This is a genomic window from Pedobacter sp. UBA4863 (assembly GCF_002399615.1).
GTDB lineage: Bacteria > Bacteroidota > Bacteroidia > Sphingobacteriales > Sphingobacteriaceae > Pedobacter.
Map to the genome: position 1 here is coordinate 9,688 of NZ_DHDZ01000047.1, position 16,646 is coordinate 26,333.

Here is a 16,646-nt window from a genome sequence, read left to right on the forward strand (position 1 = left end):
AAAAAGCGAAAAAATGGAGTGCCGATGCCCGGCATAGATTGTACCGCTATCGGTAAGGGCAAGAAAGACTGCGAAGTGGACATACAGTATTGATTTTCAGATACCAACACCCTAAAATACGTTATATTAACATTTTTAACCTCCAATTATTCCTTCATTATATTTTCTTCTTCTGCGTTTTCTATGGCAGTATCGCTCACTGCCCTAAGGTACTTTTGTTCGTCAAATTCATTTTCGCTTTTGGCTATTACAATGGCGGCAATACCGTTGCCTATCATATTGGTAATTGCCCTCGCTTCGCTCATAAACCTATCTACCCCCAATAAAATTGCAATGTGCTCTACGGGCATAATCTTTAATGCTGTTAGCGTACTTGCCAGCACAATAAAGCCACTACCGGTAACACCTGCGGCACCTTTACTGGTTACCATTAACACCAACATAATGCTAATCTGTTCGCCAATACTTAAATCAATACCAAAAACTTGGGTTAAAAAGATTACTGCCATGGCGAGGTAAATAGAAGTGCCATCGAGGTTAAAGGAATAGCCCGTTGGAATAACCAAGCCTACCACCGATTTATCACAGCCAATATCCTCCATTTTTTTCATCATGCTTGGTAAAACCGATTCCGAAGAAGAGGTTCCCAAAACAATTAAGATTTCTTGGCGAATGTATTTTAGGTATTTCCATAAACTAAATTTATAATACCTACAGATGGCATTTAACACCACAAATATGAACAGGAAACACGTTAAATAAACTGCGCCCATTAGTTTTGCCATTGGCAGCAAGGTGTGCAGCCCAAATTTACCCACACTATAAGCCATCCCACCAAAAGCACCCAAAGGTGCCAAGCGCATAATTACCTTCATCATGTTAAACAATACCTTGGCAATTTTATCAAAACTTACCAAAAGCGATTGTCCAGACTCTCCCATCTTGCTCAATCCAAAACCAAACAATATTGCAAAAACCAAAATCTGCAAAATTTCGCCTTTACTAAATGATTCGAAAATATTTTTTGGAAAAATATGAGCTATAAACTCTAACCAATTAATTGCGCCTGCTTGTTCTGTGTAGGCAGCTATTTTAGAAATATCGCCCTCTGGCACCTCAACCCCCACGCCTGGCTTTAGTATATTGGCCACAAACAAACCTATTACAATGGCTAGGGTCGTTACAATTTCAAAATACAGCAACGCCTTACCTCCTACTATACCTACTTTTTTCATATCGCCCATGTGGGCAATACCCAAAACAATGGTAAAGAAAATAATGGGAGCAATTAACATGCTGATCATATTGATAAAGCTTTTGCTAATGAGCTCGGCATGAGGCGCAAAACCAGGATACAAGAACCCCACTAAAATACCTAAGGAAATAGCAAAAAGCACTTGAAAAGTGAGGTTGGAGATAACTTTTTTCATTGTCTGGTTTAGTTTCAGACTAGAAATATAGAAACAATTTTAAACACTTGAAATAAAACAACCTCAATTGAAAAAAAAAGATTAGCTTTTGATAAAAAAGCACAAACAATTTGTTTTGTATATTTGCACCTATTGGAAAGCAATGAATAGGATTAAATTTGTTTTGTTAGGCTTGGTAAGTGCTGGAATTATAGGCTATGCCTGTAAAAAAGAACCTATAGACAGCAAATTGTTTGTAGAAAGATATTTAATTGGCACTGCCAAATGGCCTATACAATCTTACGTAAGGCTAACGCTTAAAAACAATGACACCTTAGTTAAAGACACTGCTGCACTAGATACCGTAATTTTTAATAGCGATTTTAAATTTATAAAAGGCACAACTGCAGTAGGCTTTACGATTGACGATACCGGCAAAAACATTACTTTTAATACACAACCAGACAGCACTTGGCAAATAGCGTATTTACGGACAGCTAGTTTTAAACTTATACACGAACGTAAAGAAACAGTGGGCAGCGATGTAATGACCTATAAAATTGAACAGGTTCTTAAAAAATAATACAAACTAAAACATTTACCTGGCAATACCTACCGACGAAAACTGTAACTCGTAAAGGCGTTTATAGTAGCCGTCCATTTTTAACAATTGCTGGTGCGTTCCTTTTTCTTTAATTTCGCCCTTATCTAACACAATAATTAAATCTGCCTTTTGGATGGTAGATAAACGATGAGCAATAACAATAGACGTACGCCCTTGCATCAACTTATCAATGGCATTTTGTATCATTAATTCTGTTTCGGTATCAACCGATGAGGTAGCTTCGTCTAATACCAAAACTGCCGGTTTATAAACCAATGCCCTAATAAATGAAATAAGCTGCGCCTGCCCTGCAGAAAGTGTAGCCCCTCTTTCCATTACATTGTAATAATAGCCACCGGGCAAACGTTCTATAAAATTGTGTGCACCAACTTGTTTCGCAGCGGCAACCACTTCATCAAAGCTAATTTCCGGATTATTTAAGGTAATGTTGTTAAAAATTGTATCCGAAAAAAGAAAAACATCTTGCAGTACCGTGGCAATATTTTTTCTGAGGTAGGCTAATTTATATTCGCCAATAGCGTTCCCATCAATAGTTACATTTCCTTTCTGTATTTCGTAAAAACGGTTTAAAATATTAATGACAGAAGACTTGCCCGCCCCGGTTGCGCCAACCAAAGCTACAGTTTGCCCCGATTTTACCTCGAATGAAATATCTTTTAGCACATACTTGGGCTGCTCTTCCCCATCCTGATCGTAACTAAACCATACCTTTTCAAATTTAATGTTTCCGTTTAGTTTTTCTGGCTTTAGCGTACCATCATCAGCAGTGGTTTCGTGGGTGTCTAATACTTTAAAAACACGTTCGGCACCTACCATTCCCATTTGCAGGGTATTAAATTTATCGGCCAGCTCCCTAATTGGTCTAAACAACATGTTGATAAACATGATAAACGTGGTGATAATGCCTGGTTCTATTGTAGGGTTGCTAAGGATAGTTTTAGCGCCATACCAAATTAACAAGCCTAAAGACATGGCCGAAATTAGCTCTACTACCGGGAAAAAGATAGAATAATACCAATTAGAACGGATATTGGCATCGCGGTAGCGAGAATTGATTTTCTTGAACTTTTTATACTCTTGGTCTTCTCTAGCAAAATATTGGATAATGGCAATGCCGCTAATATGCTCTTGCAAAAAAGTATTTAGGTTGGCCACCTCTGCCCTCACTTCCTGAAAAGCAACCTTAATGGCTTTCTGAAAAATTCTTGTGGCAATAATTAACAAAGGCATGGGCACAAGCACCGCCAAACTAAGCTTCCAATCCATGTAAAACATGATAGAGATAATGACAATAACTTGAAGCAAATCGCCAATCATGGCAATTAAGCCCTCCGAAAAAATATCGGCAATGGTTTCTAGATCTGAAACGGTACGGGTAATGAGCTGGCCAATTGGCGTTTTATCGAAATACTTTAAACGTAGTTTTGTAATATGGTTAAATACGTTTATCCGTAAATCTCTAATGGCAGATTGTCCCAACTTATTGGTAAGCAACGTATGTGCATATTGAAAAACTGTTTGCAGCCCCAGCAACACCAACATTAAAATGGTAACCGTTAAAAGCCCTCCAAAATCGCCCTTTAAAATATGCTGATCTAAGGTAAAACCTACCAGCATTGGACGAACGGGCGCTAGTGCAGCCAACAGAACTGTCAACAAAACAGACCATATAAACATAGCTCGGTATGGTTTTACATAAGCCATTACCCTTTTTAACAAGCTAAAATTAAATGCTTCTCCTGTTACTTTTGACATTACTTAATTAGTTATTCTAACAATTAGCCAATGAGCTAATCATCGTATCAATGTACGGATATTCTACCGCCACTAAATACAAGCCACATGCCGGAACAGACTGCCCCGCCTTGCTCCTGTTCTTGCTCTCTAAAATCTCCTCCACATCCGCCATTTCAATATCGCCCCTGCCCACCATTACCAAAGTTCCCACAATTGCCCGCACCATGTTTCGCAAAAACCGATCTGCTTTAATGGTAAACACTAAACCACCTACCTCCTGCTCAAATTTAGCATAGCTGATTTTGCAGTTATTGGTAAAGGTTTGGGTGTTCGATTTGCTAAAGCACGAAAAATCGGTGTGCTGCAATAAGATTTGTGCAGTTTCGTTCATTTTTGCCACATCGAGTTTTCCTTTGTACAACCAAGACCTGTCTAATTTAAACGGATCTTTCCTAAAATGTAGGTAGTACTTGTATTCTCTGGCAGTGGCATCGAAACGGGCATGCGCATCATTGGCTACTTCAAATACACGAAGTACAGCAATACTATACGGCAGCAAAGCATTGATGCCTTTCTCTGGGTTTGTTAGCAGCTTAGTGTTACTTCCCAACAAATCGAAATGTGCATAAAACTGCGTGGCATGAACTCCCGCATCGGTTCTACCACAGCCTAAAGAAACTACTTCTTGTCTAAAATACGTACTTAAAGCCTTATCTAAACATTGTTGTACGGTAATGCCGTTGGGCTGTGTTTGCCATCCATGAAAATTAGTGCCGTTATAACTCAGTTCTACGAAATATCGTTTTGTTTCCAATATTGCAAAAATAAGCTTTTAGGATGTAAGTTTTACGCTATAAGCAATGTAAAAGTCTAAAAAACGAAACAACCGGAACCTAACAAACGAAATAAAAAACTAAGTTTGTAGAAAAATTAAAATCGATCATGATTCAGAGAATACAATCTATTTGGCTTTTATTGGCGGCTTTCGCTATCTTATGTATGTTACTTGTCCCTACGGCAGGTCTCGATACAGCAAAAGGATATTATACTTTATATGGTTCGGGGCTTAAAATGGAAGGCGCAACTACCCAAACTAACAACATTGCGCTGTTGGTGAGTGTTGTTTTGGCCGCATTAATCAGCTTGGTCAATATTTTTAATTTCAGAAACAGGAAGCTACAAATACGCATTGTTTCTTTAAACATTCTATTGATATTGGCCCTGTCTTTTTGGTTATCGCAGCTAGTAAAAAGTGTGGAAGGCTTAAAAGCACTTGACATCGAACCAGGGCTATTTCTTCCGTTGGCAGCTATCATTTTCTCGCTTTTAGCCATCAGAGCAATTAAAAACGACGAAAAACTAATCCGTTCTGCCGACAGGTTACGTTAAATTTTGATTAAAAGTTGCTTAAAAATTTTATAACACACAGTTTATCACTACCTTTAGTATAATTTTTCACCCTTAACCTTATTATTTATGAAAAAATTTTTACTTTTTGTATTATTTATAAGTGGATTTACTGTAAGTGGATTTGCGCAATTGGTAGATGATTTTAGTGATGGCGATTTTACCAACAACCCAACCTGGGTAGGTACAACCGAAAACTGGACGATAGCACAAAACAGTTCTTCTGGGCCTAATAGTACAGGTGGCTCTCAAACTTTAAGATTAAATGCCTCTGCAACGGGGCTTAGTTATTTAATGACCCAGCGCACTGCATCATGGGGCAACGAACAAACTTGGGCCATATGGATTGGGAGAAGAACTGGCTCGCCTGCAACATACAACAATAGGATACGTATATGGCTTTATGCCTCACAAGCAGATATATCACAGAATACAAATGGCTATCGCATTAGCTTTGGAAGCGACCGCACTCAAGGAGATTCTTTTGACTTTGAAAAAGTAACAAACAACAACGTAACAACACTTTTTACAAGCGCAACATCGGTGACTAATGGAATTGAGGATTTTGGCTTCCAACTTAGGGTGACGAGATCATCAGCTGGCGTATGGACACTTTACACGTCTGACCTACCTACCGCAAATGGCGGAGGAGTCAATGCAAAGGAGCCTATTACCTTAGCATCTACCTCTAACAACATAGGTACTTACACAGACAACACTTATACTGATTTTGCCAATGGTTATTATGGCGTATCAGCATACCATACCGCAGGTAATGATGCTAGAACTGGATTAGAGTTTGATAACTTCATGTTTGATACTAGTGCTTCCTCTACCCTCCCAGTATCCCTAACCTCTTTTACCGCTAAAGCCAACCAACAAAATATTGATTTGGCATGGAACACCGCCTCGGAAAAGGACAATTCCCATTTCGACATTTTACGCTCTGGGGATGGAAAAACATTTTCAAAAATTGGCGAGGTAAAAGGTGCGGGCAATAGCAGTACGGCAAAAAACTATGCCTTTACGGATAAAGATGCTTTACCAGGCGTAAACTACTATCAATTAAAACAAGTGGACAACAACGGTTCTTCTACAACTTCTAAAGTTGAAGCAGTGAAATCTAACGTAGCAGCTAGCAATTTTAAGGTTGCCACTAACAAACAAGAAGGCACTGTTAAACTAACCGTTTATGCTGCTAACGCAGGTAAAGCGGCCTTCAAAATTTACGACTTAAACGGAAGGAAGCTAACCGAACAAGAACTAACACTTGACAAAGGCTACACCAATTTAGCTGTACCTTTTAACGGTGCCAATGGTTTACATGTGGCTTCGTTAACTACCGCCACAGAAATAGTAACACAGAAGTTTATTAAATAATCCCTTTTTAAGATTTACGAAGTTTTTGAAACTTCGTAAATCTTAATCAGCTACACAAGGAGGTCGTCTCAAAAGTCGGTCGTCATTTCGAAACGAAACAAAGTGGAGTGAGAAATCTCGCTCAAAAGCACCTCTGTGGGAGATTGCCCTCGTACCTCTTCGAACCCTGCTGTTCGACATTTGCAATGTCGAACTCTTATCGAAGGATTTGTAATCCTTACTTTAGTCGCCACTTTGTTTCTGCATTACGCCAACAGACTTAAAAAATTGTTACAGCCCTGCGTAAACTAGCCCCGATTGAGCGGAAATACTTTTTGTAGCGTCATTTTCGACGAGGAACGAGGAGAAATCTATTGCATAGAAGAATTTAACGTTGAGATGTCTCTCTGCGTTTGAAATGGCGGCAAACCGAAAACAAAAAGATTACAGCAAAAAGCGGGACTTTCGATGAAAGTATTCACTAAAATTGCGCTTCAAATGCATCTTAAACGCTAGCACGGCACAACAACCAAAACCTAACCAATTAACTTTCAATTTATTAAGCCATAAATTATTTACTACGCACTATATAAATTACCAATTATTAGCTGTACCTTTGCGCCTTAATTAAAAAATGTTATAATGATAAACCCATTTAGTAAATTGGGGATAAGTGATGACGTTGTTAATGCCGTTAAAGCGCTAGGATTTGAAAACCCTACGCCTATTCAGGAGCAAGCCATTCCTGTACTGTTAGAGGGTAGTAACGACTTTGTTGGTTTGGCCCAAACAGGAACAGGAAAAACAGCCGCATTTGGTTTGCCGTTGTTAGAATTAATTGACTTTAAGAGCAATAAGCCACAGGCACTAATTTTGTGCCCTACACGTGAGCTTTGTTTGCAAATTGCAAACGACATCAGAAATTTCTCAAAAAACACGCCTAATGCTAGCGTTGTAGCCGTTTACGGTGGCGCAAACATTATGCAACAACTACGTGAAATACGCAACGGCGTACAAATTGTAGTGGCCACGCCCGGCCGTATGTTAGATATCATTGGCCGTAAAGCCATCGATTTTTCTAACGTGAAGTATGTAGTATTAGACGAGGCGGATGAAATGTTGAACATGGGCTTCCAAGAAGACATCAACGACATCCTTTCTACTACACCAGACGACAAAAAAACTTGGTTATTTTCTGCTACTATGCCACCAGAGGTGCGCCGTATAGCTAAAAATTACATGGACAACCCTACAGAGTTAACCATGGGAACCAAGAACACAGGTAACGTAAATATTGAACACGAATATTATATTGTTAAAGCTCGTGATAAATATGCAGCCTTAAAACGTATTGTAGATTACAACCCAGATATTTTTGGTGTAGTTTTCTGTAAAACTAAAATGGATACCCAAGATGTTGCCGAACATTTAATTAAAGATGGTTACAATGCTGACGCTTTACACGGAGATTTATCTCAACAACAACGTGATAAGGTTATGCAACGTTTCCGCGACCGCAACATGCAGTTATTAATCGCTACAGATGTTGCTGCCCGGGGTATCGATGTAAACAATGTAACTCACGTAATTAATTACGCATTACCTGATGAGATTGAAAGTTACACCCACCGTTCTGGCCGTACCGGTCGTGCGGGTAAAACTGGCGTTTCTATCTGTATCATCAACGCTAAAGAAACTGGCAAAATACGTCAGATTGAAAGAATTATCGGAAAACAATTCACCAAAGCAGAACTCCCTACAGGTTTTGATGTTTGTGAAAAACAATTGTTCGGATTAGTTCACCGCGTACATAACGTAGAGGTTAACGAAGAGCAAATCGACAAATATATGTCGAGAATTAACGACGAATTTGCTGATTTGAGCAAAGAAGAAGTGATCAAGAAATTTGCTTCATTAGAATTTAACCGTTTCTTGGAATATTACCAAAACGCACCAGACCTTAATTTAAGTGCTGATGATCGCGGAGACCGTGGCGATAGAAGAGAACGTGGTGAGCGTGGCGAACGCGGAGGCAGAGGTGCTGAAGCAGGTTATGCTCGTTTATTCATCAACGTTGGTTCGGTAGATGAGTTTACCAGAGGCGATTTATTAAGTTTCGTTTGTAACAACGGTCGCATTAGCGGTAAAGCTGTTGGCAAAATAGACTTAAAAGGTGTTTTCTCTTTTGTAGAGGTTGAAAGTGCTGTAGCTGAAACACTTTTAGCTAACTTTAAAGACGTGCAACATAACGGCAGAGAAGTTAGAATTGAAGTAAGTGGTGATGCACCGAGAAGCAGCAGTCGTGGTGGAGACCGTGGCGGCCGTGGTGGCCGTGATGGATTTGGCGGCGAACGTAGAGGTGGTTACGGTGGTGAGCGTCGTAGCGGTGGTTACGGTGGCGACAGAAGAAGCAGTGGCGGCGGAAGCGGAAGAAGAGATCGTGGTGAACGTTCTAGCGGTGGAAGCAGCGAAGGTGGTTTTAGAGATTTCTCTGGCCGCAGCCGTGAAGAAAGAAGTGGCGGAAGCGGAAGACGCGAAGGTGGAAATGGTGGTAGTGACAGAAGACGCAGATCTTAATTTGTAAACTCTCAATTATAACAATAAAGCCTCGACAAATTGTCGAGGCTTTATTGCTTATTGGATTATCGTCATATCGAACGCAGCGTAGCGAGAGTTTATTCCGAATTATCAGAAAGACATCTAACTCCTTACTCGTATAATTCCCCACATAGTTCTCAGATTTAACTTCGTTGATTTTCAGTTTTCCTCGTAAAAAAATACATCGGAAAGCTCTAGGGGTTTAACTCAATTTCTCCGTTAACATTTTCATCTCTACGTGAGGAGATTTTCTTTCATATAAAATCTGGTAAACTGCTTCGCAAATTGGCATATCTACTTTATACTTTTCGTTGATGTGATGCATGGAGCTAGCGGCGTAATACCCTTCGGCAACCATGTTCATTTCTAGCTGTGCCGATTTTACGGTATAGCCTTTGCCCACCATATTACCAAAAGTTCTATTTCTGCTAAATTGCGAATAAGCGGTCACCAACAAATCGCCCAAGTAGGCCGACTCTTTAATGTCTCGTTCAATAGGATGCACTACCCCCACAAACCGTTCAATTTCGCGAATGGCATTTGAAATGAGTACAGCCTGAAAATTATCTCCATACCCTACTGCATGGCATATTCCACTAGCTACCGCATAAATATTTTTAAGTACGGCGGCATATTCTGTTCCGTAAATATCATCGGAGATATTGGTTTTGATGTAACGAGTGCTTAAATGGTTAGCAAAAGCATTTGCTGTGTTTACAGCTGTACAAGCAATGGTCAGGTACGATAGTTTTTCTAAAGCCACTTCTTCGGCATGGCAAGGGCCACTAATTACTACAATATCTTTGTAAGGCAGCTCAAAATTTTGATGTAAAAACTCGCCGATAATCAGGTTTTCATCGGGTACAATACCCTTAATAGCAGAAATAACCTTTTTACCTTTAAGTTGGGCTGGCGTAATGTTTTTTAGGGTCTCTTTTAAAAAAGCAGCGGGCACATTTAGCACGATATGATCCGCTTGTGAAATGATATACCGAATATCCGAAGAAACATTTTCGGGTGTTAGAGTAATTTCTACAGCACTTAAATAACTCGGATTGTGCTTATAATTTCTAATATGATTAATTGCTTCCTCATTTCTCATCCACCAAAAAATTTCTTTTTCGGCTTCGTTATCAGATAGCATTTTAATAATGGCTGTTGCCCAACTTCCTCCGCCAATCATGGCTATTTTCGGTCTGCTCATATCTAGCTAAGTAAAAACGCAAAGGCCGTCAATTTCGACTAGAGTAAGGCGAAAAGACGACCATTTTATAGGGCAAAAATACTTAAATATTATGATTTGCTACGACTACTTTTTACTTCCGGCAGTAAACAACTTATCTTTAGTGGTTTGTTCTACTTTTACACCGTCTTTCAATTTATTTTGAATAGCCGAATAAGGCCCTGAAACAATTTGTTCTCCTCCTTTTAAACCTTTTTTAACAACAATATATTGGTCGTTTTGTATGCCTGTACTCACCGCTGTCTTTTTAACGGTAGAGGTTTTAGCATCAAACAAATAAACATATTGTTTTAGCTGCTTATCTGTTAATTTAGATTTTTGCTTCTCACTTCCTTCAGCACCGCCCTTGTTATCTGCACCAGTATTATTATCAGTAAAAACAGATTGAATTGGAATCGCCAACCCTCTTACGGTTTCGCTCTCAATATCAACCGTGGCAGAAAGGCCTGGCCTAAACGGCGATGGCAAATCTTTAGCTCCGCCCTTAACTGTATTATATGATTCGGCCAGCAATCTTACTTTTACCGAAAAGTTGGTTACCTGATCTACCGATGTATTGGCTGTTCCAACGGCTGTTGACGAACTTGCTATCTCGGTTACTATGCCTCTAAATTTCTTACCTGCAAAGGCATCTACCTCCACGGTCGCACTATCGCCCAAACTTACGCGGTTAATATCGTTTTCGTTCACGTCAACATTCACTTCCATAGTGCTCAAATTAGAGATACGCATAATTTCGGTACCTGCCATTTGCGAAGTTCCCAAAATACGGTCGCCTAGCTCGATAGAAAGTTTAGACACTACACCGTCAACCGGGGCATAAATGGTAGTTCTGGCCAAATTTGCACCAGCTTCTTTAACATTAGCTGCCGTTTGCGCTAGGTTAAACTTAGCACCAATCACACCTTCTTTAGCGCTGGCCAATGTAGATTTCGCCGTTAAATAGGCTGCTTTTGCGGCATCAAACTCGGCCGCCGAAATTACTTTTTTATTGTAAAGCTCTACATTACGTTTATAGGTAGCATCTGCATTTTCGAAATTTGCCTGCGCTTGCACCAATTGCTGCTGTGCAGCGCCAACATTTGCTTTTTGGGCATTGTAAGAAGCTACTGTACGCTCATAGCCCGACTGTAAAATATCTGGACGCACTTTACACAATAGCTGTCCTTTCTTCACCACATCGCCCTCTTTTACCAAAAGTTCGGTTACCTCTCCAGAAACTTCCGAGCTTAATTTAACTTCTGTTTCTGGTTGTATCTTACCGCTTGCAGTAACGGTTTCAATTACCGTTTTGTCGCCAACCTTTTCAACAGTTACCTTTTCTATATTTTCTTTGCCAATTACGCCAGTAACTTTAAGAACAACAATTAGCAGTACAATTACTACTACGCCAATTATAATATGTTTTAACTTCATAACTCTGTTTAAATGTGCCTAAGGGCTACTATTTTCTTTGTATTAAAATATAATTTGTTTTCCTAAATAATAATCTATCACTTTCGATTTGAATAACAAATCGTACTTAGCCTGTAACCTGTCTATTTCAGCTTTATTTTTGTTGGTCATGGCAGTACTGTATTCTACAGAATTAGCCAAACCTACATTATAACGTTGTTCAATAGCGTAAAAAGCATCCTTTTGAGCAGCGAAAGCATTCCCGGTAGATTCATATTTACTTTCGGCCGCTCTTAAATCGGCAACAGCCTGATAAATCACCTTGTTAAGGTTATTCTTTGTTAGCTGCTCGTCTGTACGGGTCCGCATCAAGTTAATTGTTGCACGCTTTACACCAGCTTTTGCTTGTAACCCATTAAAGATGGGGATAGTTAAGCTTAAGCCTATTCCTTTTGACACATTGTCTTTTAATTGCTTATCAAAAGTATCATTATTAATTAGTGGATTTTCGCTATAAAAATAACTGGTGCCGTAACTGCCGCTAAGAGATAATCTTGGAAAAAGGTTTCCTTTGGCTACTTCTACACCTAATTCTGCAGCACGTGTATTTGCAGAAGACAACCGAATATCTGGAAATTGTTTCAATGCTGCTTGATAAACCTCTTCTGCATTATACTTGGCTAAGGTTTGCCCAAAGCTTTCTAGCAAAGGTGCCTGTACTTGGTAAACTGTAGCCGAAGGAATATCCATTAGCTGTGCTAAAGTTAAGTAAGATATTGACAGCGCATTTTCTGCATCGGTAACATTTAATTCTGCCGTAGCCACTTGAGATTTTGATTGAGAAACATCGGCCAAGGTCTTGTTACCAGCTTCTAAAAGTTGCTGTTGTTGGTTTAGCACCTGTTTAGCCACCTCCAATTGTTGCCGAGCCGCCGTTAAAAAATCTTTGTTAAATAAAATTTGCATGTACGAAGTAATGACCGATAGCGTTAAGTCGTTTTTAATCTTCTCCGTATTCGTTTTACCCGCTTCGAGCAAGGCTTTATTTTGCTTAATCTGATTGATCTTAGAAAAACCGTTAAAAATATCTATACCAGTACTTACCCCTGCATTCAAATTATAGTTTTGCGTGTTTTGAAACAAACCCGAAGCTACTTGGTTACGTCCCCAACCTAAATTTTGATTAACACTTGCATTTAAGCTTGGATACAATGACGCTTTTGATTGCTGCAAATTAACATCGTTAAGGCTCTCGCTAAACTGCGCCTGCTTAACCTGCAAATTGTTTTTCAAGGTATTTTCTATTGCCTGCTGTATTGTAATTACTTCTTGTGCAGCAGCTGTAAAACCTACCACCGACAAGGATAACGCAGAGAGCGCAGCAAACAAAAAGCTTATTTTGGAAGATTGTTTCATAAATTCGTTCACAATAATAAATAAACAACAGGTGGTTTTCTGTAATTTTTTAAGTACAGCCCTTAAATGTTTACATTTACAGCATGTACACCGTTAGGCCACCTTTTTTTCTCAAATGGTATTATCCCAATTTAATTTGGAATAAAGCTACCGACAAAAAAACCGTTTACCTCACGTTTGACGATGGCCCCATACCAAATGTTACAGACTTTGTGTTAAATACCTTAAAAAGCTTTAACGTTAAGGGAACTTTCTTTTGCATTGGGGATAACATCAATAAACATCCGCAAGTTTTCGAAAGAATTAAAAAAGAAGGCCATGCTATTGGCAACCATACCTATAACCACCTAAAAGGATGGAAAACAGACAACAAGACCTACATGGACAATTTTTGGAAATGCCAAGAATTAACTGAAACGAACTTGTTCAGGCCACCTTACGGCAGGATTAAAAAATCTCAAATCTCAAATCTCAAGTCTCAAACCTCAAATCTCGAAATAATAATGTGGGATGTGCTAAGTGGCGATTTTGACACCAAGCTTTCTCCAGAAAAATGCTACCAAAACGTTATTAAAAATGTGCGGAATGGCACTATCATTGTTTTTCACGATAGTTTAAAAGCATGGGATAGATTAGCATATGCCTTGCCCAAAACTATTGAATATCTTTTGGCAAAAGGTTATCGTTTCGAAAAGCTTTAGAAAACTCGTTTGCATTACTAAATTACCTAACTATGCGATTCGCATATCCCCCCCGACTATTCGGGAGAGCAGGGGGACGAAATAATTAAAAAAATACCACACACCAATTGTTCATTTTTTTTCCATTACACTACGGGTTTTAGAAAGATTAAACAAACAAATGTTATCTTAGCTACACAAACTCAATTTTAAATGAACAAACTATCTAAATCTATCCTAGCTCTCTTTATTGGCATAAGTACACTTAGCACTAAGGCCCAAGAAAAAGAATTTAACGTAAGCAGCAAACGAAACGAAGACAAAAGTATTACACTTACAGCCGAAAAATCCTCTCCCGGCACTTATACCGTGGTGCTAAACTTTAGAGAGCTCGACAACACTAGCCTAAATGGAGATCCTATTTACGAAGTAAAGCATAATAACGATAATTTTCTAACCTTAACTCCCATTAATAAAGAACAAAACATTGGCTATTCGTTTAGCTACAGCTTTATTAGAGGAAAGTTAAATCCTAAATACAGCCCTCTTTTTCTATATGCCTTACCTTATGCCAAAGGCAAAAAAGTAAAAGCCGTTGAATCTGGTTTCTTAAATGCTACCTATTTTGGCTCTACCACTCCAGAAGACTGGAAATCGTACCATTTTTTAACGGAGAAAGCAGATACCGTTACTGCTGTTAGAAAAGGTACAGTAGTAAATGTTGCTGATGTGCACGATGCAGACACCAAAGATTTGAAGTACACCAGCAAAGTAAATGCTGTGGTAGTAGAACATGCTGATGGCACTTTAGCTACCTACAAAGGCTTCAAGAAAGGTGTTTTTGTAAAAGAAGGACAAACGGTATTTCCTGGCACTGCCTTAGGAATGAACAACATTACCAACGAACGCTACGCCATTTCATTGATGATTACTTATTTAAAATCTGTTGATTTTGAAGCAGCAAAAAAGAGCCCAAAAGACAGTAAAAGCTTTTATGGTTTCATTACGCCATATTTCTGCACTACCGAAAATACAAACGGAATTTTAACCAGTCAAAAGTATTATACTTCGGAAATTACGCCAGAACTTACCCAAAAAGAGATGACAAAGAAAGAAATAAAAAACTGGGGCAAGAAGTAATCGTATTAAATAGCTTTTTTTTTTTGCATAAAAATTTGTGTACCCCTAAAATCGGGACAGACACTGTGGCCAACTATATACAGGTGTATAGCAGTAACACACTAGGAACACACTAGGAACACACCAGTTATGGTGGACTTAACGTGGACTTGAGGTGGAGTTAAGGTGGACTTGAGGCAGACTTTTAAAATACTGCATGACTTAGTTTTAGGATGAATTATCCTGAGGTATAAAGTAAAGCTAAATTAATAAAAAATGGAGACACAAGCAGGAATAATTTCAAATTTGCTTTGAAATTTGAAAGCTAAGCGAATATTGTTTAACGCGGGCTTTCACATATTCATTTCACCATCAATACATTACACGACGAGCAACTTAAAAACCTGTTATTAATAACAGATTAATGCCTAAAATTCACACTAAATATGTGGTTACACATTCCAGTCGAGCCACATCCCATTAATCCAACGGTTCGCTTGCCGAAGTGTTTCTAATAAAAATTAGCGCATCATAATCTAAACCAAGTTTAACGGGTATAGCAAAAGGTTTTCGCCAATCGGCCCAAATATTGGTAATAGTGCTCTCTAACCCAGCGAAAGGGTTGTTTTGGGCAAATTTCACATAAAAATCGGTTTTATTGCTTTTGCTAAAAATTTCGGAAAAGTTATTCATTGGCTTTTCCAATTGATGCTTTTCAAAAAGAAAACTTCCATCTGCTTTAAATACCAGCGTACTTACCCCACCTTCATAGGTATCAAACCCAATATTAAAATATTTTGAGGATAATTTATTTGCCAAATGCTTGCCCATCGCACTTGCTCCTACCACCTTAGCATCATATCGGGCCAAATGTAAATTATGCCCCCATATTATTATTTTTTGTTTCAAACGCTCCTGTCTTTCTAGCACTATATTCGCCATTAAGCTATCACGAGTAAAGGGATCATAAAAACCTTCTTGATGAAAACCAAAAACACTGACGAGTTGTGTTGGATTTTTATGATTGTAAGCTTTAACCCACTCAAATAAAGCATAAAACTCTTCGGTGTTATATAGCCCTAAGTTTTTCATGAGCATTTTTAGATTGCCTTCCTCTCCAGAAACATAGCCGTTGATCCTAGCTAAAGCTGTATCCAAATATTCAAATCCAATTTCTCTATACCCTTCATTTACTATCAAGTAACGTATAATTTTCACTTTCTCTTGATAAAACTCTTTGGTGCCGTGACTGGCTTCTGCCAAACCCAAAACCTTCACCGAGTCTAAGTCTTTAGCTAACAAACTGATATAATCGCCTTTTAAACTAACAGCATTAGTATTTAACCAGTTCAACAATTTGGATTGATTGCTTAATTGGGCATTTGAGCTTAACGTAAATAGCATTAAAACAGCGAGTATTATTCTTTTCATATCCTCATTTTTAATAATGATGCAAGGTGCAACCTATTTCCACAGTTTTTTGTTAAATAGTCCCGATTGGAGTGAAATATTTCTTGTTTTACGTACCTTCAAAACGTGTCGTGCTGAGTTTATCGAAGCATCTGTTAACTATGAAACATCTTTCAACGGGCTTAAGATAACAGCACTCGAACAAAAAGATTGAAACATAAAGCGGGACGAACGCTAACAACCATCAC

The 16,646-nt window shown here is 38.7% G+C and carries 13 protein-coding genes; 6 read left to right on the forward strand and 7 right to left on the reverse strand.

Annotated features, from left to right (window positions below; genetic code table 11):
* Positions 1–146 precede the first annotated feature (146 nt).
* The gene (gene dctA / locus B3I52_RS12770) at positions 147–1,430 is read right to left on the reverse strand and encodes a C4-dicarboxylate transporter DctA (RefSeq protein WP_293301825.1); all 1,284 of its coding nucleotides are present in this window, start codon (positions 1,428–1,430) and stop codon (positions 147–149) included.
* 142 nt (positions 1,431–1,572) lie between these two features.
* Between dctA and B3I52_RS12775 the strand changes: the two genes are divergently transcribed.
* Complete coding sequence (locus tag B3I52_RS12775) at positions 1,573–1,992, forward strand: hypothetical protein (protein WP_293301827.1); 420 nt, start codon at positions 1,573–1,575, stop codon at positions 1,990–1,992.
* A 15-nt stretch (positions 1,993–2,007) separates the two neighbouring features.
* Here the strand turns inward: B3I52_RS12775 and B3I52_RS12780 are convergent, their stop codons facing one another.
* On the reverse strand, positions 2,008–3,789 hold the full coding sequence (locus B3I52_RS12780) for an ABC transporter ATP-binding protein (protein WP_293301829.1): 1,782 nt from the start codon (positions 3,787–3,789) through the stop codon (positions 2,008–2,010).
* Positions 3,790–3,805: 16 nt separating this feature from the next.
* Positions 3,806–4,585, reverse strand: coding sequence for a tRNA pseudouridine(38-40) synthase TruA (gene truA / locus B3I52_RS12785; RefSeq protein WP_293301831.1), 780 nt, complete (start codon positions 4,583–4,585; stop codon positions 3,806–3,808).
* Positions 4,586–4,713: 128 nt separating this feature from the next.
* On the opposite strand from truA, the gene B3I52_RS12790 reads away from it, so the two are divergent.
* The 3 genes from B3I52_RS12790 to B3I52_RS12800 all read left to right on the forward strand — a co-directional run bounded on the left by B3I52_RS12790 (position 4,714) and on the right by B3I52_RS12800 (position 9,114).
* Positions 4,714–5,160 carry a DUF4293 domain-containing protein gene (locus B3I52_RS12790; protein ID WP_293301833.1) on the forward strand — a complete coding sequence of 149 codons (447 nt, stop codon included), beginning with the start codon at positions 4,714–4,716 and terminating at the stop codon, positions 5,158–5,160.
* An 87-nt stretch (positions 5,161–5,247) separates the two neighbouring features.
* The gene (locus B3I52_RS12795) at positions 5,248–6,558 is read left to right on the forward strand and encodes a T9SS type A sorting domain-containing protein (protein ID WP_293301834.1); all 1,311 of its coding nucleotides are present in this window, start codon (positions 5,248–5,250) and stop codon (positions 6,556–6,558) included.
* A gap of 621 nt (positions 6,559–7,179) precedes the next feature.
* Complete coding sequence (locus B3I52_RS12800) at positions 7,180–9,114, forward strand: DEAD/DEAH box helicase (protein WP_293301836.1); 1,935 nt, start codon at positions 7,180–7,182, stop codon at positions 9,112–9,114.
* Between the two features lie 223 nt (positions 9,115–9,337).
* Here B3I52_RS12800 and B3I52_RS12805 read toward each other — a convergent pair whose 3' ends face one another.
* From B3I52_RS12805 to B3I52_RS12815, 3 genes are all read right to left on the reverse strand, one after another.
* A complete protein-coding gene (locus B3I52_RS12805) occupies positions 9,338–10,339 on the reverse strand; it encodes an NAD(P)H-dependent glycerol-3-phosphate dehydrogenase (RefSeq protein WP_293301837.1) in 1,002 nt (333 codons plus the stop codon).
* Positions 10,340–10,444: 105 nt separating this feature from the next.
* Positions 10,445–11,794, reverse strand: coding sequence for an efflux RND transporter periplasmic adaptor subunit (locus B3I52_RS12810; RefSeq protein WP_293301839.1), 1,350 nt, complete (start codon positions 11,792–11,794; stop codon positions 10,445–10,447).
* 42 nt (positions 11,795–11,836) lie between these two features.
* Complete coding sequence (locus B3I52_RS12815) at positions 11,837–13,189, reverse strand: TolC family protein (RefSeq protein WP_293301841.1); 1,353 nt, start codon at positions 13,187–13,189, stop codon at positions 11,837–11,839.
* 83 nt (positions 13,190–13,272) lie between these two features.
* Between B3I52_RS12815 and B3I52_RS12820 the strand changes: the two genes are divergently transcribed.
* Positions 13,273–13,890: a polysaccharide deacetylase family protein gene (locus B3I52_RS12820; protein ID WP_293301843.1), complete on the forward strand. Its 618-nt coding sequence runs from the start codon at positions 13,273–13,275 to the stop codon at positions 13,888–13,890.
* A gap of 192 nt (positions 13,891–14,082) precedes the next feature.
* Positions 14,083–15,009, forward strand: coding sequence for a hypothetical protein (locus B3I52_RS12825; RefSeq protein WP_293301845.1), 927 nt, complete (start codon positions 14,083–14,085; stop codon positions 15,007–15,009).
* A 459-nt stretch (positions 15,010–15,468) separates the two neighbouring features.
* Here the strand turns inward: B3I52_RS12825 and B3I52_RS12830 are convergent, their stop codons facing one another.
* The gene (locus B3I52_RS12830) at positions 15,469–16,419 is read right to left on the reverse strand and encodes an erythromycin esterase family protein (RefSeq protein ID WP_293301847.1); all 951 of its coding nucleotides are present in this window, start codon (positions 16,417–16,419) and stop codon (positions 15,469–15,471) included.
* Between the last annotated feature and the right edge of the window lie 227 nt (positions 16,420–16,646).

What these genes read in the sequence shown, in the direction of transcription:
- B3I52_RS12810 (WP_293301839.1), bottom strand. Translation starts at nt 11,794, where the DNA reads ATGAAGTTAAAACATATTATAATTGGCGTAGTAGTAATTGTACTGCTA.
- B3I52_RS12800 (WP_293301836.1), top strand. Translation starts at nt 7,180, where the DNA reads ATGATAAACCCATTTAGTAAATTGGGGATAAGTGATGACGTTGTTAAT.
- B3I52_RS12825 (WP_293301845.1), top strand. Translation starts at nt 14,083, where the DNA reads ATGAACAAACTATCTAAATCTATCCTAGCTCTCTTTATTGGCATAAGT.
- B3I52_RS12780 (WP_293301829.1), bottom strand. Translation starts at nt 3,789, where the DNA reads ATGTCAAAAGTAACAGGAGAAGCATTTAATTTTAGCTTGTTAAAAAGG.
- B3I52_RS12805 (WP_293301837.1), bottom strand. Translation starts at nt 10,339, where the DNA reads ATGAGCAGACCGAAAATAGCCATGATTGGCGGAGGAAGTTGGGCAACA.
- B3I52_RS12820 (WP_293301843.1), top strand. Translation starts at nt 13,273, where the DNA reads ATGTACACCGTTAGGCCACCTTTTTTTCTCAAATGGTATTATCCCAAT.
- B3I52_RS12790 (WP_293301833.1), top strand. Translation starts at nt 4,714, where the DNA reads ATGATTCAGAGAATACAATCTATTTGGCTTTTATTGGCGGCTTTCGCT.
- dctA (WP_293301825.1), bottom strand. Translation starts at nt 1,430, where the DNA reads ATGAAAAAAGTTATCTCCAACCTCACTTTTCAAGTGCTTTTTGCTATT.
- B3I52_RS12795 (WP_293301834.1), top strand. Translation starts at nt 5,248, where the DNA reads ATGAAAAAATTTTTACTTTTTGTATTATTTATAAGTGGATTTACTGTA.
- B3I52_RS12815 (WP_293301841.1), bottom strand. Translation starts at nt 13,189, where the DNA reads ATGAAACAATCTTCCAAAATAAGCTTTTTGTTTGCTGCGCTCTCTGCG.
- B3I52_RS12775 (WP_293301827.1), top strand. Translation starts at nt 1,573, where the DNA reads ATGAATAGGATTAAATTTGTTTTGTTAGGCTTGGTAAGTGCTGGAATT.
- B3I52_RS12830 (WP_293301847.1), bottom strand. Translation starts at nt 16,419, where the DNA reads ATGAAAAGAATAATACTCGCTGTTTTAATGCTATTTACGTTAAGCTCA.